The 21,694-nt window shown below is 65.2% G+C and carries 19 protein-coding genes; 11 read left to right on the top strand and 8 right to left on the bottom strand.

Annotated elements, in window-relative coordinates; genetic code table 11:
* Nucleotides 1–8: 8 nt before the first annotated feature.
* The 3 genes from GXY33_19835 to GXY33_19825 all read right to left on the bottom strand — a co-directional run bounded on the left by GXY33_19835 (nt 9) and on the right by GXY33_19825 (nt 3,570).
* Nucleotides 9–764, bottom strand: a complete 756-nt coding sequence (locus GXY33_19835) for a thiazole biosynthesis protein (GenBank protein ID NLX07397.1) — start codon at nt 762–764, stop codon at nt 9–11.
* Nucleotides 765–827: 63 nt separating this feature from the next.
* On the bottom strand, nt 828–3,179 hold the full coding sequence (locus GXY33_19830) for a glucosamine-6-phosphate deaminase (GenBank protein ID NLX07396.1): 2,352 nt from the start codon (nt 3,177–3,179) through the stop codon (nt 828–830).
* 181 nt (nt 3,180–3,360) lie between these two features.
* Nucleotides 3,361–3,570 (bottom strand): hypothetical protein, encoded by a 210-nt coding sequence (locus GXY33_19825; GenBank protein ID NLX07395.1) that lies wholly within the window; start codon nt 3,568–3,570, stop codon nt 3,361–3,363.
* A gap of 337 nt (nt 3,571–3,907) precedes the next feature.
* Here GXY33_19825 and GXY33_19820 point away from each other — a divergent pair, with 337 nt between their 5' ends.
* The 11 genes from GXY33_19820 to GXY33_19770 all read left to right on the top strand — a co-directional run bounded on the left by GXY33_19820 (nt 3,908) and on the right by GXY33_19770 (nt 17,242).
* Nucleotides 3,908–4,543 (top strand): redox-sensing transcriptional repressor Rex, encoded by a 636-nt coding sequence (locus GXY33_19820; GenBank protein ID NLX07394.1) that lies wholly within the window; start codon nt 3,908–3,910, stop codon nt 4,541–4,543.
* A gap of 2 nt (nt 4,544–4,545) precedes the next feature.
* Nucleotides 4,546–5,022 (top strand): NADH-quinone oxidoreductase subunit NuoE, encoded by a 477-nt coding sequence (nuoE, locus tag GXY33_19815; protein NLX07393.1) that lies wholly within the window; start codon nt 4,546–4,548, stop codon nt 5,020–5,022.
* A gap of 46 nt (nt 5,023–5,068) precedes the next feature.
* A complete protein-coding gene (locus GXY33_19810) occupies nt 5,069–8,287 on the top strand; it encodes an FAD-dependent oxidoreductase (protein NLX07392.1) in 3,219 nt (1,072 codons plus the stop codon).
* Nucleotides 8,288–8,322: 35 nt separating this feature from the next.
* A complete protein-coding gene (locus tag GXY33_19805) occupies nt 8,323–10,044 on the top strand; it encodes a 2Fe-2S iron-sulfur cluster binding domain-containing protein (protein NLX07391.1) in 1,722 nt (573 codons plus the stop codon).
* Nucleotides 10,045–10,086: 42 nt separating this feature from the next.
* Nucleotides 10,087–10,509, top strand: a complete 423-nt coding sequence (locus GXY33_19800) for a response regulator (protein NLX07390.1) — start codon at nt 10,087–10,089, stop codon at nt 10,507–10,509.
* Nucleotides 10,510–10,519: 10 nt separating this feature from the next.
* Nucleotides 10,520–12,517, top strand: coding sequence for a 4Fe-4S binding protein (locus tag GXY33_19795; protein ID NLX07389.1), 1,998 nt, complete (start codon nt 10,520–10,522; stop codon nt 12,515–12,517).
* Nucleotides 12,518–12,617: 100 nt separating this feature from the next.
* Nucleotides 12,618–12,992: a response regulator gene (locus tag GXY33_19790; GenBank protein ID NLX07388.1), complete on the top strand. Its 375-nt coding sequence runs from the start codon at nt 12,618–12,620 to the stop codon at nt 12,990–12,992.
* A 21-nt stretch (nt 12,993–13,013) separates the two neighbouring features.
* Nucleotides 13,014–14,198 carry a HAMP domain-containing histidine kinase gene (locus tag GXY33_19785; GenBank protein ID NLX07387.1) on the top strand — a complete coding sequence of 395 codons (1,185 nt, stop codon included), beginning with the start codon at nt 13,014–13,016 and terminating at the stop codon, nt 14,196–14,198.
* Nucleotides 14,155–15,231, top strand: a complete 1,077-nt coding sequence (gene hydE, locus GXY33_19780; GenBank protein NLX07386.1) for a [FeFe] hydrogenase H-cluster radical SAM maturase HydE — start codon at nt 14,155–14,157, stop codon at nt 15,229–15,231. Before GXY33_19785 ends, hydE begins: the two co-directional genes overlap by 44 nt.
* A 22-nt stretch (nt 15,232–15,253) precedes the next feature.
* Nucleotides 15,254–16,660, top strand: a complete 1,407-nt coding sequence (gene hydG / locus GXY33_19775; protein ID NLX07385.1) for a [FeFe] hydrogenase H-cluster radical SAM maturase HydG — start codon at nt 15,254–15,256, stop codon at nt 16,658–16,660.
* 156 nt (nt 16,661–16,816) lie between these two features.
* Nucleotides 16,817–17,242, top strand: a complete 426-nt coding sequence (locus GXY33_19770; protein NLX07384.1) for a hypothetical protein — start codon at nt 16,817–16,819, stop codon at nt 17,240–17,242.
* Here the strand turns inward: GXY33_19770 and GXY33_19765 are convergent.
* The 5 genes from GXY33_19765 to GXY33_19745 all read right to left on the bottom strand — a co-directional run.
* Complete coding sequence (locus GXY33_19765; protein NLX07383.1) at nt 17,215–17,898, bottom strand: HAD family hydrolase; 684 nt, start codon at nt 17,896–17,898, stop codon at nt 17,215–17,217. The two genes, GXY33_19770 and GXY33_19765, sit on opposite strands and share 28 nt — an antisense overlap.
* Before the next feature lie 32 nt (nt 17,899–17,930).
* Entirely contained in the window at nt 17,931–19,145 is a 1,215-nt protein-coding gene (locus GXY33_19760; GenBank protein NLX07382.1) for a YbfB/YjiJ family MFS transporter, read from the bottom strand.
* Nucleotides 19,142–19,816, bottom strand: a complete 675-nt coding sequence (locus GXY33_19755; protein NLX07381.1) for an HAD-IA family hydrolase — start codon at nt 19,814–19,816, stop codon at nt 19,142–19,144. Before GXY33_19755 ends, GXY33_19760 begins: the two co-directional genes overlap by 4 nt.
* Nucleotides 19,817–19,926: 110 nt before the next feature.
* Nucleotides 19,927–20,937, bottom strand: a complete 1,011-nt coding sequence (trpD, locus tag GXY33_19750; protein NLX07380.1) for an anthranilate phosphoribosyltransferase — start codon at nt 20,935–20,937, stop codon at nt 19,927–19,929.
* Nucleotides 20,934–21,694, bottom strand: a 761-nt coding sequence (locus GXY33_19745; protein ID NLX07379.1) for a galactokinase, incomplete at its 5' end; no start/stop codon positions are given. The genes trpD and GXY33_19745, both read right to left, overlap by 4 nt.

Genomic DNA, 21,694 nt, shown 5'->3' with positions numbered 1-21,694 from the left:
CACTTGCCTCACTCGGCCAGCGACGCCCCGATCATCTCGGCGATCCGCCGGCCCGATAACAGCATCCCGCCGAAAATCGGACCCATCCGCGGTCCGCCGAACGTCGCGCACACGCCCATCCCCGAAACCCACAGGCCCGGAAACACCTGGCCCGCCCGATCCACCACGAACGCCTCGCCCGCCATCGCGTCCATCGGCCCTTCGCCCGCGTCGCTCTTGAACAACCCCTTCTTCTTCAGCGTGGCCACCAGGATCGCCTCGTGACCCGTCGCGTCCAGCACCGCCCCCGCTGAGAACGTGATCGGATCGACGTGCAGCGTCGGATACACCCCCGTCCGGTTCACCACCACGCCGTTCACCTTGCCCTGCTGAACCCGGATGTCCTCGACCGTCAGCAAATTCAGCACCGCCGCCCCGGCCTGAAGGGCCTTGAGGCACAACGCGCACGCCAACTCCACCGAGTCCGCGGTGTGCAGGCCCTCCGCCGTCCGAACGTGGCGGATGCCGAACTCGTCGGCAATCTGGAGCGCCTCCTCCTGAAGGACCACCTCATTCATCGCCATCCCGCCGCCCCAGATCCCGCCGCCCGGCGACAGACGCTTCTCCATCACCGTCACCTTCAACCCCGACCGCGCCAGATAGTACGCCGCCGTCAACCCCGACGGACCGGCCCCCACGATGATCACGTCGCTCGCCAGGTGGTTCAACACCTTCCGGTGGTACGCCTCGGCGATCGCCTTGGATATCTGAATCTCGTCAAACATCGTCATGTCTCGGCTCCTGTCTAATCCTATAAAGCGGACCGCTCGTCGTCCGCCGAAAAACATCTACTGCGGCTGGCTCTCCATCAGCTTCTTGAGCGACTGGGCCTGCTCGAAGAACTCATCCGGACTCATCGCCTTGATGAAGTTCAGCCCGCGGGACGCCCGCAGACGCGGCGACGCATTGTTATAGAAGAAATCACGCCCCACGCACGTCTTGAGCACCGAAAACTGCTCCACCCAGATCTTCTGGGCCAGATCGCAGAACGGACCGTCGTACTCGTAGCTCGGGAACGAGGCGCTCCGCTGCGACCCGAAACAGATGTGGAACGCGCTGCGGGTGATCGCCAGCGAGTTCATCGACACCGGAACGATCAGGTTCGCCTCCGACGGGTGGAAGCGGTACCAGACGTTCCGGTAGCCCCAGATCGTCACCCGCTTCTTGCGGCGGCTCTTCAGGTACGCCTTCAGCGCCTCCGAAATCGTCTGGAGTACCTTGTAGTGCGTGTCCGGCCCGCTGGCCTCCGGGTCCAGGGCGACCGTGATGATATCCGGATCCAGCCTCTCCAGCAGCGCCAGCACGGGCTTCACGTCACGCTCCCATTCCGGCTGCGGCGTGAAAATGTCGCCCGTGTAGAACCCCAGCCGCAGGTGGAAAATGTGATCGCAGTTGAACCCCAGATGGCTCCAGAGCAGCTCCTCCTCCCACTCCCGAATCATCCCCTTGAGCATCTGCACGAACGGCGGATCCTTCTTGCCCGGATACGCCGAATCGAAGTAGTCGCGGTACTTCTTGATCTCCTTGCGGATCGTCCGCACGTCCGTCTCGTTCGTCAACTCGACCAGGTTGCGCAGCATCCGCCGCGCCTCGCCCTCGATCTGCATCTCCGGACTGTTCGCCGCCACCCCGTCCAGGTACTGGTACACGTCGCGGTTGCGGGCCACCGGGTCGTGGGGAGCGAAGTACCCCTCCTCCAGCAGGCCCGCGAAGTCCCCGCGATCCAGATATCCGTCGAGGTTCTGCAAATGCCCCATCGTGTACCCGTTGGTCACCGAGGTGAACCCGCTGGTGAGGGTCGCGAAAAAATGCGAACTCTGCGGCTCGCGGACCAGGTGCAGCATGTACGGCAGATACCCGAGCATGATGTCGTCGTGGTGCGGCGCCGTGTGCAGAAACCGGCAGTCGCGAAGCGGCTCAAGCCCCCGGGCGATCCGATCCGAAAGGTCCACGTAGGCCTCGCTGATCAGGTTCGTCGGCTTCCCGCGCTGCCCGACCAACAGGCTCCCCAGCCGGTCGGCCGCCAGATCCTCGTCGCGCAACTGCGCCATCGGCTTCTTCTGCTGGAACGCCACGTCGATCAGAATCTGCTCCGCCGCCTCGTATGGCAGTTGCGGCAGGGCCGCCAGCTCCTGGTATCGCCGCTCGACCAGCAGCTTCGCCGCCCCTTGCGTCAGGTAGAACCGCGCCCCGTCCAGCTCCTGCAGGCTCGTCGCCGGATACAGCACCGACGGCCCGCTCTCCACCGCGTCCTTGACCACCTTCGCCTTGCTTTCGCCCGCCGCCGTCACGATCGCCACCGCGTCCGGATTGCACGTGATCGTCCGCAGGCCGATCGTGATCACCGCCTTCTGACGCGCGATCTCGATCCCGCCCAGGTCCGTCGCCGCCGCCGCCGCCGTCTCGTAGTTGATCTGCGTCAGGCTCGTCGTCACGTAGTGGTCCGAACCGCGGATGTTAAAGCCGATGTGACCGTCCGGGCCGATCCCGCCCAGGAAAAAACCGATCCCGCCCAGCTCCCGGACCTTCGCCTCGTACTCCATCGCCTGCTGGTCGGCCGCCGTGATCGCCGCGTACTGAAGCTGCTCCAGCTCGCTGGACGGACTGCGGTACCGAAGCGAAAGGTCCACCTCCCCGCTGGGAAAAACGAAACCCAGATCGCGGCCCGCCGGTGCCCCCACCTTCCACGTGTCCAGCAGCAGCGCCTTGCGGCGGTCGAAACCGAACTGCTTGATGTAAAACCGCTGAATGTAGTGCGCGAAGCTGTTCTCCTGCGCCGGGTTCATCGGGTAGAACTCGTCGATCTGCACGAAGACGTACGAATTCATCTTCGGCTTGTGGCCCGGCTCAATGCCCCAGCCGCCCAGCTCCTTCTGGACCGCCCGCTTCTCCCAGTTCTCCAGAAAGTGGATCGTCCATTTGATAAAGTGCTCCGGCGTCTTGCCCGTCGGCAGCGAAACCACGCCCTCCGGATTACGCCCGAGCCACTCGATGAACCGCAATGCGGTCAGCTTGCCGAGACTCGGAAAGTCCGGCACCTCAACCACCTTCATCTTCTCGGTCGGGCCATAGCAAAACGGCTTGCCCGATCGCTCCAGGGCGATCTGCTCGACCCGCGAACTGTTGTCGTACCGTCTCATCAGTCCATCCTTCGCATGCGTGTGCGGCCGGCGGCCGGTCAAAGCGGAAAAAGACTATACCATGCCGCATCCCGCCCCGATTCGCAAACGAATTTTTGCCCCCGCCTCCCCGCCCCCAAGCGCAGAGCCTTGGATCGAAGCCACTTAGGACGATTCAAGCCGCCGCCGGCGACGGATGTGCCTACCCCGCTGACGAGATCTCCACCGGCTCGCAGAGGTTCTCCGCCCGGGCCGCCGCCCGACCGCAAATGTGGCAGACGTACCGGGCGCCCCGCGCCAGTTGACCGATCCGGGCCATCTCCCGCTGTCGCGCCAGTTCGCACAGGTGATTCCGGTGGTCCGGGTGGTCGTTCATCAGCTTCCGTTCCACCTCTTCGATTGGCTGGGCCATGGGTCTCCCCCGCTCTGGATCATCGACTCTCCCCACTGCATTATAGCACCACCCGCCGCCCCATGGCAATGAAACGCCCCACGCGGCGGAAACCCGCCCCAGCGGAACCCGAAAGACCCTAAAAAATGCATTTTTTTATCATTGCTATAAACTGCTGTTGATAAAGTAGTTACAGGCAGCATGGGCGACCGCCCCCGCTCTTCCTCCGTTTTTTTTTTGCCCGAAGGCCTTGAAAAAAGCCGATGGATTTGCTACTGTGAATAATGTAACGATGTGACAATTTTCACACACCACCGTGTGATGCCCGAGACGCATAAGCTGAGCTTGCAGTGGCGTGATGTCCGACAGAGTTATAGGTCGTCTAAGTGTCTACCGCCGTCTTTTGCACGGCCTGCGCGATAGCGGCGTCCAGAGCGTCTACTCGCACCAGTTGGCCTCCATGGCCGGATGCACAGCCGCCCAGGTCCGCCGCGACCTGATGGCCGTCGGATACTCCGGTACCCCCACCCGCGGCTACGACGTCTCCGCCCTCCTCGCCAGTATCGGCGCCCACCTCGACGCCCCCGAAGGACAAAACGCCGCCCTCGTCGGCGTCGGAAACCTCGGACGGGCCATCCTCGCCTTCTTCGCCGGCCGACGACCGCGACTCTCCATCGTCGCCGCCTTCGACAGCGATCACTACAAGACCAACCGGGTCATCCAGGGCTGCCGATGCTATCCCGTCGAAGATATTGCCCAAGTGGTCCGCAATAATCGAATCGAAGTGGGAATCATTACCGTCCCCGCCACCGAGGCACAGGAAGTCGCCGACCGACTCGTCGGCGCCGGCGTCCGCGGAATCCTCAATTTCGCCCCCGCCGCCCTCCGCGTCCGACCCGATATCTACGTGGAAACTATGGACATCACCGTGTCCCTTGAAAAAGTGGCATTCTTTGCCCGTCGTGGTGCACCGAAGAAGGAGATGGCAAGGTGAGTATGACCGAGGTCGAAAGCATTTTGGAAAAGTACCCGTCGGCGAAACGGGAGATGCTGATCCCCATCCTGCAGGAAGTCCAGGAAGCGGAAGGGTTTCTCTCGCGGGAAACGGTCCAGCGGATCGGACGCCATTTGGGTCTGCCGACCAGCAAGATCTACGGGGTGGCGACGTTCTACAACCAGTTCCGCTTCAATCAGCCGGGACGCTTCCACGTCCAGGTCTGCCGCGGCACCGCCTGCCACGTCAAAGGCTCCCTCAAGAACCTCGAAATGGTCATGAAGGTGCTCAAGATCAAGCCCGGCCAGACCACCCGCGACGGACTGTTCAGCCTCGAAGTCGTCGCCTGCATGGGGGCCTGCGGACTGGCCCCGGTCGTCAACATCAACGGTGAGTTCTACGCCAAAGTCACGCCGCAGAAACTGGCGAAGGTCATCCAGGAGTATCGGAGTAAGGTGTCCAATCATGCCCAAGTCTAACGCAAGCAATTCCACACTGACGAATCGTTGTTGGGAAGAACCGAGGATGCCGTGGCCCGAACTGATCGCGGGCCTCAAAAGCGGACCCTTCGGCAAGGCGCAGTCGGCCGGAGAACAGGCCCTTGCCGACCTCCTGGCCGGCCTCCGCCGTCAGCGGGTCGCCCGCCCGGTCCTCTACGTCGGTACCGGCACCTGCGGCCTCGGCGCCGGAGCCGGCAAAACCCTGGCCGCCATCCGCGAATACCTCGCGTCCGCCTCGCTCAACGTCGAAGTGGTCGAGGTCGGCTGCGTCGGCCTCTGCTCCGAAGAGCCCATCGTCGACGTCCAGCTCCCCGGCAAGGCCCGAGTCAGCTTCCGCAACGTCACCGCCGAAAACGTCTCGGCGATCCTCGACGCCATGCTCAAAAAGGGCCAGGTCCCGACCGCCGCGGTGCTCGGACAGTTCCGAGACCCCGGACTCCAGGTCTGGGACGACGTCCCCTTCCTCGACGAGCATCCGTTCCTCTCCGCCCAGCGGCGGGTCGTCCTGGCCGCCAGCGGCATCATCGACCCGACCAACATCGACGAGTACATCGCCCGCGGCGGGTACTCAGCCGCCGCTCAGACCCTCCGCACCATGACCCGCGATGAGGTCTGCGACCTCGTCGAAGCCAGCGGCCTGCGCGGCCGCGGCGGCGGCGGTTTCCCCACCGGCAAAAAGTGGAAGTTCGCCCTCGCCGCACAGGGCGGCCAGAAGTACCTCATCTGCAACGCCGATGAAGGCGACCCCGGCGCATTCATGGACCGCGCCGTCGGCGAGAGCGACCCGCACCGCCTCCTCGAAGGCATGCTGATCGCCGCCTACGCCATCGGGGCCACCAAGGCCTACATCTACATCCGCGCCGAATACCCCCTGGCCATCCGCCGACTCAAGGAGGCCATCGCCCAGGCCCGGGCCTACGGCCTGCTCGGCGAGAACATCCTCGAAAGCGGCACGAACCTAGAAATCATCATCAAGATGGGCGCCGGCGCGTTCGTCTGCGGCGAGGAAACCGCCCTGATCCACTCGATCGAGGGCAAACGCGGCATGCCGCGACCCCGTCCGCCGTTCCCCGCCGTCCAGGGCCTCTTCGGCAAGCCGACCGTCATCAACAACGTCGAGACCCTCTCCAACCTCCCGCTGATCCTCGAGCGCGGAGCCGAGTGGTTCGCCTCCATGGGCACCCCGGGCAGCAAGGGCACCAAGGTCTTCGCCCTCTCCGGCATGGTCCGACGCACCGGCCTGGTCGAAGTCCCCATGGGCACCACCCTCCGCCAGGTCGTCTTCGACATCGGCGGCGGCATCGCCAACAACAAGCGGTGCAAAGCCGTCCAGATCGGCGGCCCCTCCGGCGGCTGCGTCCCGGAGGCCCACCTCGACATCCCGACCGACTACGAAGCCCTCAAGAAGTTCGGCACCATCATGGGCTCCGGCGGCCTGGTCGTCGTCGATGAGTCGACCTGCATGGTCGACTTCGCCAAGTACTTCATGGAGTTCATCCAGAGCGAGAGCTGCGGCAAGTGCATCCCCTGCCGCGAAGGCACCCGCCGCATGCTCGGCATCCTGCGGGCCATCTGCCGACCGCGCCGACAGGAGGACGACACCGACGCCCTCCTCCGCATGCAGGGCGTGATGTACCTCAAGAAACTCGCCGAGACCATCAAGGCCACCAGCCTCTGCGGACTCGGCCAGACCGCGCCGAACCCGGTGCTCAGCACCCTCCAGTGGTTCCGCGACGAGTACGAAGCCCACATCTACGAACGCCGCTGCCCCGCCGGCTCCTGCCGCGAACTCGTCGGCGCTCCGTGCGAAAACGCCTGCCCGGTCGGCACCGAGGTCTGGCGATACGTCGCCCACATCGGCCGCGGCGAATACGAAGACGCCTACCGCGTCATCCGCCAGGCCAACCCCTTCCCGTCCGCCTGCGCCCGCGTCTGCCATCATCCCTGCGAGCAGGCGTGCCGGTCGGGAGTCACCGGCGGCGATCCGGTGGCGGTCCGGGCCCTGAAGCGCTTCGTCGTCGATCGCGTCGATCCCAGCGCCGCCCCGCCCGCCGTCGTCCGCGAGCGCTCCGACGCGGCCAAGGTCGCGGTGATCGGCGGTGGACCGGCCGGACTGACCGCCGCCCACTACCTCTCGCTGCTCGGACACAAGGTCACCATCTTCGAACGCGAAGCCCAACTCGGCGGCATGCTCGTCGGGGCCATCCCGGCCTACCGCCTGCCTCGCGAGATCCTCAAGAAGGAAATCGACGCCCTCCTCAACGAGAACATCGAGGTCCGCCACGGCCTGGCCCTCGGCCGCGAACTGACCATCGACGGCCTCATGGAAAACGAGTTCAAAGCCGTCTTCATCGCCGCCGGCTCCCACCAGAGCAAACGCCTCGAACTCGACGGCGAGGATGCCGAAGGAATCATCCCCGGCATCAAGTTCCTCAAGGCCCACAACCTTGAAGGCAAGGCCCTCGGTCGCGGACGCGTCGGAATCATCGGCGGCGGCAACTCCGCCATGGACGCCGCACGCGTCGCCTTCCGTCAGCCGGGTGTCCAGAGCGTCGCCATGTTCTACCGACGCACGCGGCAGGAAATGCCCGCCTACGCCGAGGAAATCGAAGCCGGACTCGCCGAAGGCATCACCATCGACGAGCTCGTCGCCCCGGTCGCCCTCCGCGTCGAAAACGGCAAGCTCCGCGGCGTCCGCTTCATCCGCAACAAGCTCGGCGAACGCGACGCCTCCGGCCGGCAGAAACCCGTCCCGATCCCCGGCAGCGAGTTCGACGTCGAACTCGACACCCTCATCGTGGCCATCAGCGAAGAGCCCGAAAAAGAGGCGATCGAAGGACTCGACCAGACCCGCTGGGGCACCCTCGCCATCAGCGCCGAATCCTGGTCCACCAAAAGGCCCGGCGTCTTCGGCGGCGGCGATATCGTCACCGGACCCAGCACCGTCATCGCCGCGGTCGCCGCCGGCAAGAAGGCGGCCCTCATGATCGACCGCTACCTCTCGGGCAAACTGCTCAAGACGCTCACCAAGGTCAAACTCCCCTCGGTCTACGTGCCGCCGACCGAAATGCAGCAGGAAGAGGACGACGGGTCCACCGCGGCCCGCGTCGAAATCCCACACCTGCCGGTCGAACGACGCTGCAAGTGCTTCACCGAGGTCGAACTCTCCTTGGACGAGCCGTCGGCCGTCGGCGAGGCCCGGCGCTGCCTGCGGTGCGACCTGGAATTCACCCAACCCCAGTGACGTGCGGATAATCACAGACTAGTCGAGGTGCTTGAATGATTACGCTTGAAGTTGACGGTCGAACGATCGAAGCCAATGAGGGTGAAACCATCCTCAGCGCGGTCAAACGCCAGGGAATCCACGTGCCCACCCTGTGCCATGTCGAGGGCCTGCCCCCGACCGGAGCCTGCCGGATGTGCGTGGTCGAGCTCGAAGGCAACCCCAACCTGGTGCCCTCCTGCTCCTTCCCGGTCTCGCCGAACATGAAGATCAAAACCCGCAGTCCGAAGGTGCTCGACGCCCGAAAAACCATCGTCGAACTGCTTCTGAGCAACCACCCGGACGACTGCCTCTACTGTGCCCGCAACGGCAAGTGCGAGCTCCAGAGCCTCGCCCAGGAACTCGGCGTCCGCCAGCGGACCTACCAGGGAGTCAAGAGCCGCGAAACCATGGACGTCTCCAGTCCCTCCATCATCCGCGACCCGGCCAAATGCATCCTCTGCGGCCGCTGCGTCCGCGTCTGTGAGGAAATCCAGGGAGTTTCCGCCATCGACTTCGTCGGCCGCGGAAGCCGCGCCTTCGTCGGCACCGCCTTCGATGACGGCCTGAACCTCTCCACCTGCGTCAACTGCGGACAGTGCATCCTCGTCTGCCCCACCGGCGCCCTCAGCGAGCACTCCTACCTCAACGAGGTCGTCGCCGCCCTCTCCGACCCGACCAAAACGGTCGTCGTCCAGCACGCCCCCGCCGTCTCCGTCTCCCTCGGCGAGGAATTCGGCGTCAAGCCGGGCAAGGACGTCGACGGCATGATGGTCGCCGCCCTCCGCCGACTCGGCTTCGACCGCGTCTTCGACACCAGCTTCACCGCCGACCTGACCATCATGGAGGAAGGCTCCGAGCTGGTCCACCGCATCCAGACCGGCGGCGTACTGCCCATGCTCACCAGCTGCTCGCCCGGATGGATCAAGTTCCTCGAACAGTTCTATCCCGACTTCATCCCCAACGTCTCGAGCTGCAAGAGCCCCCAGCAGATGATGGGCGCGGTCATCAAGAGCTTCTTCGCCCAACGCGAAGGCCTCGATCCCGACCGCATCGTCAGCGTCTCCATCATGCCCTGCACCGCCAAAAAGTTCGAGTGCAGCCGGCCCGAAATGGCCCCCAACCACGTCCCGGACGTCGACTACGTCCTGACCACCCGCGAACTGGGCCAACTCATCCGCATGTTCGGCCTCGACATCACCGCCCTCGAACCCGAAACCCCCGACACCCCCTTCGGCGAACGAACCACCGCCGGCAAGATCTTCGGGGCCTCCGGCGGCGTCATGGAGGCCGCCGTCCGCTCCGCCCACTTCTTGATCACCGGCAAGGAAATGGACGAACTCAAGATCCAGCCGCTGCGCGGCATGAAGGGATGCAAGGAACTGCGGGCTAAGATCGGCGACCTCGAAGTCGGAGCCGCCGTCGTCAGCGGACTCCAGAACGCCCGCAACATCCTCGACCAGGTCCGCGCCGGACGAAACGACCTGCACTTCATCGAGGTCATGACCTGCCCGGGCGGATGCATCAACGGCGGCGGCCAGCCCCTCGGCGCCGACCCCGAAGCCATCGCGGCACGCATGCGGGGCCTCTACCGCATCGACCAGGCCGAGTCCGTGCGGGTCAGCCACCGCAACCAGTGGGTCACCCGGCTCTACGACGAATTCCTCGGCAAGCCTCTCGGCGAGGTCAGCCATCGCCTGCTGCACACCCACTACACCAAAAGGGACGATCTGGTCTAGGCCCACACCGGCCGGCCGAACAACATCAACCAAGGAGCGGTCATGAGCGATAAAAAAACTATCTTCGTGGTGGACGACGACCCCGATTTCGTCGAACAGATGCGACTCACCCTCAACGCCGCCGGCTACGACGTCGTCACCGCCGTCGGAACCGAAGACGCTGAGGAAAAACTCCTGAGCGTCCGGCCCGACCTGGCCGTCTTCGACCTCATGATGGAGCAGATGGACTCGGGATTCGTCCTCAGCCATTCCTTCAAACAGCTTTACCCCCAAACCCCGATCATCCTGCTGACCGCCGTCGCCGCCAGTACGGGAATCAACTTCGCCACCCCCTCCGCCGAGTCCCAGGCCTGGCTGAAGGTCGACAAGGTCCTCGACAAGCCGGTCCGGCCCGACCAGCTTCGCGCCGAAATCCGACGCCTGCTCAAGGAACCCGCAGGTCAGACGGAGCATCATCACCCGTGAGGCAGGAGCCATGCAGTCAGGCCGTTTCATCGAGACCGTGCCGGAACGATGCCGTGTCTGCTACACGTGCGTCCGCGAATGCCCGGCCAAGGCCATCCGAATCGCCAACGGACAGGCCGAAATCCTCCCCGAACGGTGCATCGGTTGCGGCAACTGCGTAAGGGTCTGCAGCCAGGACGCCAAGCAGGTCGTCTCCTCCATCCCGCAAGTCCGGCAACTGCTCGACTCCGGAGCGAAGGTGGCCGCCTGCCTGGCCCCCAGCTTCCCCGCTGAGTTCGTCGACCTCGGACCCTTCCGCGTGGTCGGCATGCTCCGCAAGCTCGGCTTCGGCCTCGTCGCCGAGGTCGCCTTCGGAGCCGACCTCGTCGCCGACCGATACCGCCGACTCCTGAACGCCAGGGACGGCCGACGCTACATCTCCACGCCCTGCCCGGCCGTCGTCGCCTACGTCGAACGCTACCACCCCGACCTCGTCCCGAACCTCGCCCCCATCGTCTCGCCCGCCGTCGCCATCTCACGATGCCTCAAACGCCTCCACGGCCCGGACCTCCGAATCGTCTTCATCGGACCATGCGTCTCTAAAAAACAGGAGGCCGCCAGCCCCCACGTCCCCGGCGAAATCGACGCCGTCCTGACCTTCCAGGAACTCCGCAGCCTCCTCGAAACCGAGGGTGTCACACCCGACCAGGTCCAGGATTCCGACTTCGACCCGCCGCACTCCGGCCTTGGCGCCCTCTTCCCCATCAGCCGCGGACTCCTCCAGGCCGCCGACCTCCGCGAAGACCTCATGGCCGGCCAGATCATCACCGCCGACGGACGACAGGACTTCGTCGAAGCCATCAAGGAGTTCGCCTCCGGAGCCTTCGAGGCCAAACTCCTCGAAATCCTCTGCTGCAACGGCTGCATCATGGGGCCCGGCATGTCCGCCCCGCTCCCCCTCTACGCCCGACGCGCCCGCGTCAGCGAATTCGTCCGACAACGCGCCGAATCCATCGACCCGCGAGAATTCCGCCAAACCCTCGAAAGCTTCGACGACCTCGACCTCACCCGACGCTATTCGCCCGACGATCAGCGGATCCCCGCCCCCTCCGACCACGACATCGGCGAAATCCTCGCCCGAATGGGCAAGTTCGCCCCCGAAGAGGAACTCAACTGCGGGGCCTGCGGCTACGACTCCTGCCGCGAACACGCCATCGCCATCTACAAGGGCCTCGCCGAAAGCGAAATGTGCCTGCCCTACACCATCGACCAGCTCCGTCGAACCATCAAGGAACTCGCCGTCTCCAACGAACAGCTCGCCAGCGTCCAGGAGGCCCTCATGCACTCCGAAAAACTCGCCAGCATGGGCCAACTCGCCGCCGGAATCGCCCACGAAATCAACAACCCCCTCGGCGTCGTCCTCATGTACTCCCACCTCCTGCTCGACGAAGCAAACGCCGACCACCGCCTCAAGGACGACCTCTCCATGATCGTCGACCAGGCCGACCGATGCAAAAAAATCGTCCAGGGACTCCTCCACTTCGCCCGACAAAACAAGGTCGTACTCCAGCCGACCGACGTCACCGAACTGGTCGACCGCAGCCTGCGAACCGTCCCGCCCCCCGAGAACATCATGGTCTGGTCCGAGCACGAACTCGATGACCCAACCGCCGAACTCGACCGCGACCAGGTCATCCAGGTCCTCACCAACCTCATCACCAACGCCTACGCCGCCATGCCCAACGGCGGAACCCTGCGAATCGTCACCCGCGGCGACGCCGACAAAGTCTCCGTCGCCGTCACCGACACCGGCGTGGGCATTGCCAAAGACAGGCTCTCGAAAATATTCGAACCGTTTTACACCACCAAGCAGATCGGAAAAGGCACCGGACTCGGACTCGCCGTCGCCTACGGCGTGATCAAGATGCACCGCGGCGACATCACCGTGGAGTCCAACGCCGACCCCGCCGACGGACCCACCGGCACCACCTTCACCGTCATTCTGCCCCGAAAAGGCCAGCAGGAGTAGTATCCGGTTGCGGTGGCGACGCCGATCGGCTAGAAACAAGGGTTTTCAAGCGGTCCGGTCGCCCGATCCGGGGGCGACGCGAGCGAAAGGCAGGAGTTCGATGGCCAATATTCTTCTGGTGGATGACGACGTGGACATCATCGCCATGAACAAGGCGGTGTTGGAGAGCCGTGGACATGCGGTGACCGGGGCCTACTCCGCCGACGAGGCCCGCGCGATCCTGAACCGGCAGCGGCCGGACCTGGTGGTCCTGGACATCATGATGGAGTCCCAGACCGCCGGCCTCGAACTCGCCCGCGAAATCCACGAACATGCCCCCGACCTCCCCTTGGTCATGCTCTCCGCCATCCACGAAAAAACTGGCGCCCCCTTCCGATTCGTCCCCGACGAGGCGTGGATGCCCGTCCAGAAGTTCCTGGACAAACCCGTCGATCCGGTCAGGCTGGCCGAGGAAATCGAAGGGCTGTTGCCGTAACCGACGGCCCAAGGAGCGAACATGGACACCCTCAACGTGCTGGTCGTCGACGATGAGATGGGAATGCGCCTCGGCGTTGCCCGCGCCCTGGGCGACTACGCCGTCGCCGTCCCCGACATCAATGGCCAGGTCCGCTTCGACGTCGCCCAGGCCGAAACCGCCGAACAGGCCCGCGACATGATCGAACAGGCCCGCCCCGACATCCTCCTGCTCGACTACAAGCTGCCGGGCATGAGCGGCCTCGATCTCCTCCAAGCTATCGCCTCCAAAGAGGAAAAACCCCTCACCGTCATGATCACCGCCTACGCCTCCCTTGAAACCGCCGTCACCGCCATCAAACGCGGAGCCTACGACTTCCTCGCCAAACCCTTCACCCCCAACGAACTCAAAAACACCGTCCGCAAAGCCGCCGAGCACCTGATCCTCCAGCAGCAGGCCCGGCGACTCGCTGAGGAAAAACGACAGGTCCGCTTCCAGTTCATCTCCGTCCTCGCCCACGAACTCAAAGCCCCCCTCGGCGCCATCGAAGGCTACCTGCGAATCGTCCGCGACAAGGCCGCCGGCAACGACCAAGCCGTCTACGACAACATGCTCGAACGATCCATCGTCAGACTCGACGGCATGCGGAAGCTCATCGTCGACCTGCTCGACCTGACCCGCATCGAATCCGGCAAAAAACAACGCGAACTGCTCGACCTGAACCTGACCGAAATCGCCCGCACCGCCATCGACACCGCCACGCCCGCCGCCGCCCAGCGAAACATCGCCATCCACCTCGACGCCCCCGACCCCCTCCCCATGAAGGCCGATCGGGGCGAGATCGAAATTATTCTTAATAACCTCGTCTCCAATGCGGTAAAATATAATAAGGACGGTGGCCGGGTCGATGTGTGCCTCCAGCCGCGGGATGACCGGGTGGCCATCGCCGTCTCCGATACCGGGATCGGCATGACCCACGAAGAGGCCGACCGCCTCTTCCAGGATTTCGTCCGGATCAAAAACGAAAAAACCCGAAACATCCTGGGCAGCGGATTGGGCCTCTCGATTGTCCGCAAGCTCGCCGCCCTCTACGGCGGCGAAGCGGCGGTGGTCAGCCAGCCCGGCGAGGGAAGCACCTTCACCGTCACCCTCAACCGCAGCCCGCGACGCGAAAACGCAAACGATGGACCGAAACGAGATACTCTACTGGCTCCGCGAGACGAATGAACAGCGCCTCGAAGAACTCTGGCGCCGTGCGGACAATGTGCGCCGTCGCGCCGTCGGCGACCAGGTCCACCTTCGCGGACTGATCGAAATCTCCAACGTCTGCGCCCGATCCTGCCTCTACTGCGGCCTGCGCGCTCCCAACGCCAAAATCGAACGCTACCGCCTCACCGACCGGGAAATCCTCGACTGCGCCGCCCACGCCGTCCAACTCGGCTACGGCACCGTCGTCATGCAGGCCGGCGAAGACTACGGCGTCGAAACCGACCGCCTGGCCCGCCTGATCCGCCAGATCAAATCCGACACCCCCCTGGCCGTGACCCTCAGCCTCGGCGAACGCCCCGACCAGGACCTGGTCGCCTGGCGCCAGGCCGGGGCCGACCGCTACCTCCTGCGGTTCGAAACCTCCAATCCCAAACTCTACAAAATCATCCACCCCGACCTGAACAACCGCCCCTCCGACCGCATCGCCATCCTCCGACGGCTCGACCAGCTCGGCTACGAGGTCGGCAGCGGCGTGATGGTCGGCATCCCCGGCCAGTCCTACGACGACCTCGCCGACGATATCGCGATGTTCCGCGAACTTCGCCTGCACATGATCGGCGTCGGACCGTGGCTCCCGCATCCGGACACCCCGCTCGCCCAGATGGCGTCGCAACTGCGCCTGCCGCCGGACCGGCAGGTGCCCAACGACGAGATCACCACCTACAAGGCCGTCGCCCTCGCACGCCTCGCCTGCCCGTGGGCCAACATCCCAAGCACCACCGCTCTGGCCACCGTCAACCAGGCCAACGGCCGCGAACTGGGCCTCGTCCGCGGAGCCAACGTCGTCATGCCCAACCTCACCCCCCTCCGCTACCGCCCGCTCTACGAAATCTACCCGGCCAAGGCCTGCCTGCAGGAAAGTCCCGATGACTTCCACCTGCGACTGCGAAGCCGGATCCACGACATCGGCCGCACCGTCGGCGCCGGACGCGGCGACTCCAAACGACAAACCAACGCTTCATCGGCCCGCCAGGCCGAGACAGGAGGATAATCCCGTGGCCGCTCTACCCGCTATGACCTTCAGTAAAACCGCTGCCGACTTCATCGACGACGACGCTCTCGCCGCAATGCTCCAGGCCGGCCCGCCCGATCCAACCCAGGTCCGCGACGTCCTGGCCAAAAGCCTCGACAAGCAGGCCCTGAACCCCGATGACACTGCCGTCCTGCTCCGCGCCGACGACCCGCAAACCATCGAACAGATCTTCGAAGCCGCCCGACAGCTCAAACGAAACGTCTACGGCAACCGCATCGTCCTCTTCGCCCCACTCTACATCGGAAACGAGTGCGTCAACGACTGCGCCTACTGCGGATTCCGCGTCTCCAACCGCGATGCCCTCCGCCGAACCCTCAGCCTCGACGACCTGAGAAACCAGGTCCTCGCCCTCATCCGCCGCGGACACAAACGCCTCATCCTCGTCTGGGGCGAACACCCCAAATACGACGCACGCTTCATCGCCGACTGCGTCCGAACCGTCTACCAGACCAAGGAAGGCCACGGCGAAATCCGCCGCGTCAACATCAACGCCGCCCCCCAGGACCACGAAGGCTTCCGCATCGTCAAGGAATCCGGCATCGGAACCTACCAGATCTTCCAGGAAACCTACCACCACGCCGCCTACGCCGCCCTCCATCCCGCCAAAACCCGCAAGGGCGACTACCTCTGGCGACTCGACGCCCTCAGCCGCGCCATGGAAGCCGGAATCGACGACGTCGGACTCGGCGCCCTCTTCGGCCTCGCCGACTGGCGCTTCGAAACCCTCGCCCTCGTCACCCACGCCCTCCACCTCCAGAAACACTACGGCGTCGGCCCGCACACCATCAGCTTCCCGCGACTCCAGCCGGCCTCCGGAGTCTCCCTCGACGGCCTGCCCCTCGTCAACGACCACGACTTCAAGCGCCTCATCGCCGTCCTCCGCCTCTCCGTCCCCTACACCGGCCTGATCCTCACCGCCCGCGAAAACGCCAGACTCCGCCGCGAGGTCATGGCCTTCGGCGTCTCCCAGATCGATGCCGGAAGCCGAATCGAACTCGCCGGTTACACCGAAGCCGGCGACGCCCAGCAGATGGACCGCGAACAGTTCTCCCTCGGCGACATCCGCCCCCTCGACACCGTCATGCGCGAACTCGTCTCCGACGGCTACATCCCAAGCTTCTGCACCGCCTGCTACCGCGTCGGACGTACCGGCGAACACTTCATGGAGTTCGCCATCCCAGGCTTCATCAAACGCTTCTGCACCCCAAACGCCCTGACCACCCTCATGGAGTACCTCGTCGACTACTCATCCCCCGAAACCCGCGCAGCCGGCGAAAAACTCATCGCCGAGGAAATCGAAAAACTCGACGACGAAAACATCAAAGCCAAACTCAAGGAACGCCTCCACCAGATCAAATCCTCCGACCAACGCGACCTGTACTTCTAGGAGATGCAATCTCCAATCGTGCGGGAGCGGCGTCCACCGTCGCGTTACTCAGCGCCGGTGATAGGGCTGCAAATACGCTCATGCTCCGCCTCTTTTCCTTTGACGAGACCCGTAAAATCCCGGTAGAGTGATCCGGCGCGAACGCTGAGGTGACCGATGCGGAACGATACCGATGACAATCTGCAAATCTCCCCCCGACGGCGGCTCTGCGGCTGGTCCCTGATCGGCCTCGGGCTGATCCTCCTGGCCGTGCCGCTGTGGCTCTACCTGCGCCAGCCGGCCCCCACCCGCCCGGAAGTCCAAGCCCCCGCCTCCGTTACGACGCAACCCGCCGTCAGTCCCGAACAGGCCAAGGCCCGCGCCCTCGGACTCTTCTGGGTCACTGTCCTGATCCTGCTGGGACTCTTCGGCACCGTGGTCTTCCTCCTCGCCGCCCGACGCTTCGCCATGCGCTACCGCCAGATCGCCGACGTCAAGCCATCCGAGACCCCATTCTACGACCCGTGGGCCGAATCCGGCCGCCGCGTCAAAGTCCCCCCCGACGATGACCTCGATCAGCCCTCCGACCCCCGCGACGACTGATCCAACAGCGCCTCAAGCGTCCTGATCCGCGGCGCATCCGCCTCCGGCCACTCCCCCAGCCGATCGATCAAGACCGCCTCGATCCCCACCGCCCGCGGTCCCGCAACGTCCCACCGCGGATCGTCCCCCACAAACAAACACGCCTCCGGCCCGACCCCAAGCCGCTCCAGCGCATAGTGAAAAATTGCCGGGTGCGGCTTGCGATACCCCACCTCCCCGCAAAACACCGCCCGATCCACCAGATCGGTAAGCCCATGCCGCCCCAACTCCTCCCGCCAAAGCCGCGCCGGACTGCCCCACGGTGTGTTCGAAATGATGGCCGTCCGAACGCGTCGCTCCTTAAGCTTGCTAAGTACCGGTACTACATCCTCGTAACGATGCGCGAGAGCGAACGTCTCCGCCAGAAACGCCCGCGCCGCCCGATCCACCAGTTCCGCCTCCACCCGCGCCGGATCGAACCCGAACACCCGCCCCAGCCGCCCCTCCAGCGGCCGAACCGCGTGGTCGATCGACTCGTAACGCTCCGCATCCGCCCGACGCCCCAGCTCCTCCCCCGCCGCCACCGGCAATCCCGCCTCCGACAAAACGTCCGCCACCGCTGCGATCGACCGCCCCAGAATCCCCGCGAACTCGCTCCGCCGGTAGTACCGCACCAGCGTATTGCCCAGATCGAACAGGATCACCGGCTTCACCGTTTTGAACCCTCCGCAAAACGCGGCAGCGTCAGCGATCCCACCGCGCCCGCCAACGCCACGCCCGCCGCCAGCCAGAACGCCGGCATCAACGAACCCGCCGCGTCCGCCATCGCCCCCGCCACTCCGGGCGCCGCCGTCTGACCGATCCCGAAAAACAGCGTCATAAACCCCAACCCCGCCGGCGCCAATCGCCCGCCCAGCAAATCCCCGCATCCCGCCGCCATGATCGCCGGAATGCTCCACGCCGACACCCCGAACAGCACCGCTGAGATCGTAAAGCCCGCTGGGCTCGGCCACGCGGGAAACAACGCGAACGCCACCGCGTGGATCAGGTACACCGCCGCCAACGCAAACTTCCGTCCGATCCGGTCCGACACCGTCCCCCAGATCAGTCCGCACAACAGACTGAACCACCCGATCACCGCGTACAGGTCCCCCGCCTCCGACGGACGGTACCCGCCCTCCGCCATCAGAAACTTGACGAAAAACGTCAGATAGATAATGTACGAAAAACCGAACGCCACGTACACCAGCCCAAGCCGCCACACCGCCCCCGACCGGTACACGCTGCCCCACGCCACCGGCGAAACCGCTGCCTTCGCCGCCGACGTGCTTGAAGGCCGATTCCGAAGCAGCGCCACCGACACCGCCGCCAATCCCAGCGTGATCGCCCCGAACACGAACCAGCACGCCCGCCAGCCCGCCTCGCCATACGCCTCCAGAATCGGCGGCGCAGCCCAGCCGACAAAGATCAGCCCGATCGACGACCCGGACACCCCGATCCCCGCCGCCAGCCCCCGCCGCTGCGGCGCGAACCACGCCGCCAGCAACCCCATCACCGGCACGTTGCTCGCCCCGCTTCCCACACCCGCCATCGCCCGCCACACCGCCGCCGAAACAAATCCATCTGCAAAACCCGTCAGCACCATCGCCGCCCCGGCCACCGCCAATCCCGTCGCGATCACCGCCCGCGGCCCGAACCGCACCGCCAGCGCCCCGCCGACCGCCGACAACGCCAGATACCCCGCCAGGTTCGCCGTCGCCAGCGTCCCAGCCTGCGTCGAATCCATCGCCAGCCCCGCCTGCATCGCCGGCAGCACCGCCGTGTAGCTGAACCGCCCCAACCCCAGCGACCCAAACACCACAAACGTCCCGACCGCCAATATCACCCACGCGTAACGGGTCGCTCCCGCCGTCTCATCCCTCATCGCTCCGCGACCTCAAGCCTCTCCGGCAGTTCCTCAAGACTCGCCATGATCCACGTCGCGCCAGCCGACTCGAGCGCCGAACGCTCCGTCACCCCGCTGAGCACCGCCGCGAACGCCACACCCGCGTTCCTCGCCGTCCGAACGTCCACCACGCTGTCGCCCACGTACAAACACGCCCGCTCCGCCACCTCCAGCCGCGCCATCGCCGCCAACAGACCCTCCGGATCCGGCTTGCTCCGCTTGACCTGATCCCCGCCGATCACCAGATCGAACTGATCCGCCAGCTTCTCCCGCGCCAGCACCGCCTCGATCCGACGCCGATACTTCGTCGACACCACCGCCAGCTTCAACCCCGCCCGCCTCAGCCGCCCGACCACCGCCGGCACGCACGGATACACCCGCGTCAAATCCACCATCACCTGCTCCGATCGCTCCAGAAACAACTTCCCAAACGCCTCCACCGCCCGCGGATCGCACCGATTCGTCAATATCGCGAACGCATCCGCCAGACTGTACCCGATCGTCGCCCGAATATGCTCCGCCGCCGCCGCCGCCAACCCCATCTCACGCAGCGCGAAATTGACGCACTCAATCACCCCAGGCGAAGAATCCGCCAACGTATAATCAAAATCAAACAAAACCCCCCGCCACCGCCCGGCTGTGCTAGACATGCTTTCCATACCACCACCCATCATGACAGAACAACTGTGCCAACCGCCAGCCGGTCATCCACAAGAGACCAATCCGTTCGTACCAGCCCGAACGGTCTCGCCGGCAGTGTTCAACCAGCATTCGAAATCTCAACCTGCCTCGCCAGCGCCGCCCTCGCCGCGCCGGAGTCGATGCTCTCAACCGCCAGCCTCAAACCCGTCTTCAGATCATCCGCCAACCCGGCCACCACCAGCGCCGCCGCCGCGTTGACCGCCGCGATATCGCGGCACGGACCCTTCTTGCCCGCCAGAATCTCGCCGATCCGCTCCGCGCTCTGCTGGGGACTCTCGACCATGATCGCATCAAGACTCGACGCCGAAAGCCCTAGCTCCTCCGGCCGCGTCACGTACGTCCGCACCGTCCCGTCGCGAAGCTCGCTGATCCGCGTCGGCCCGGCAATCGAAATGTCGCACAGCCGCTCCATCGCGTGCACCACCATCGCACGCTCCGCCCCAAGCCGCCGCAACGCGTCGCACACCAGCTCCGTCTCGTCCGCGTTCGGCACCCCGATCACCTGACGCTTCACGTGCGCCGGATTCGTCAGCGGACCCAGAAAATTGAAAATCGTCTTGATCGCCATCGCACGCCGCACCGGCGCCGCGTACTTCATCGCCGGATGCAGCTTGATCGCGAAACAAAAACCCACGTGCGCCTCCTCGATGCACCGCGCGACGACCGGCACCTCGGCGTCGATGTTCACCCCCAGCGCCGCAAACGCCTCCGCGCTGCCCGAAACCCGCGTGTTCGTCTTGTTCCCGTGCTTGGCCACGTACGCCCCCGCCCCCGCCGCGATGATCGCTGCGCACGTCGAAACGTTGAACGTGCTCCGCGCGTCGCCGCCCGTCCCGCACGTGTCGATCGCGTCCACGCCCACCGGCACCGTCGTTACCTTCTCGCGCATCACCGCCGCCGCCGCCGCCAACTCCTCCGAACTCGGCCGCTTGCACGCCAGCGCCGCCAGAAACGCCGCGATCTGCGCATCGGTCAACTCGCCCGCCATGAGCTGCTCGAACACCGCACGCATCCGCTCGCCCGACAGATCCTCGCCGCGCACCAACTGTTCCAGAACGGCTCGCATCATGACTGAAGCACCTCCGCGCCGCCTGCCGCAGCCGTCACAAAAATACCGGGGCTGATGTTGAACCGCTTCTCGTACGTCTCGGTCAGACGGGCCTCGATCGCCTCGCCCCGCGCCGTGTCGATCAGCGCCACGATGCAGCCGCCGAACCCGCCGCCCGACATCCGCGCCCCGTACACGCCCTCGCACTCGCGAACCCGATCGACCAGAAAGTTCAGCTCCTCGCACGAAATCTCGTAATCGTCGCGCGCCGATTCGTGTGACCGGTTCATCGCGTCGCCCGCCGCCGCCAGATCCCCGCTGCGGAATCCCGCCGCCGCCTCCATCACCCGCTGGTCCTCGCCCACCACGTGCCGCGCCCGCCGATACAACAGCGGATCAAGCCTGCCCTTATACTTCTCCAGCATCGCCGCGTCCACGTCGCGCAGCGCCGCAACGCCACGCTCGTGTCTCCCGATGATCGCCGCCGCCTTCTCGCACTGGGCTCGCCGAACCGGATACTCGCTGTTGCCCAGATCGTGCTTCACCCGCGTATCGGCGATCAGCAAAGCCGCGTGATCGAACGCCATCGCCACGTGCTCGAACTCCTGCGACCGGCAGTCCAGCAGCAGCGCGTGACCCGCTCGGCCGAGAACGCAGATGAACTGGTCCATGATCCCGCACGGCGCGCCCGCCCAGTCGTGCTCCGCCTTCTGCGCGAGCAACCCGAGTTGCACCGGATCCATCGTCTCGCCTGCCGCCGCCAGCATCGTCCGCCCGT

The organism is Phycisphaerae bacterium, assembly GCA_012729815.1.
GTDB lineage: Bacteria > Planctomycetota > Phycisphaerae > JAAYCJ01 > JAAYCJ01 > JAAYCJ01.
Note: the sequence above shows the minus strand (reverse complement) of the source record. Positions and strands in the feature narration are given on the sequence as shown.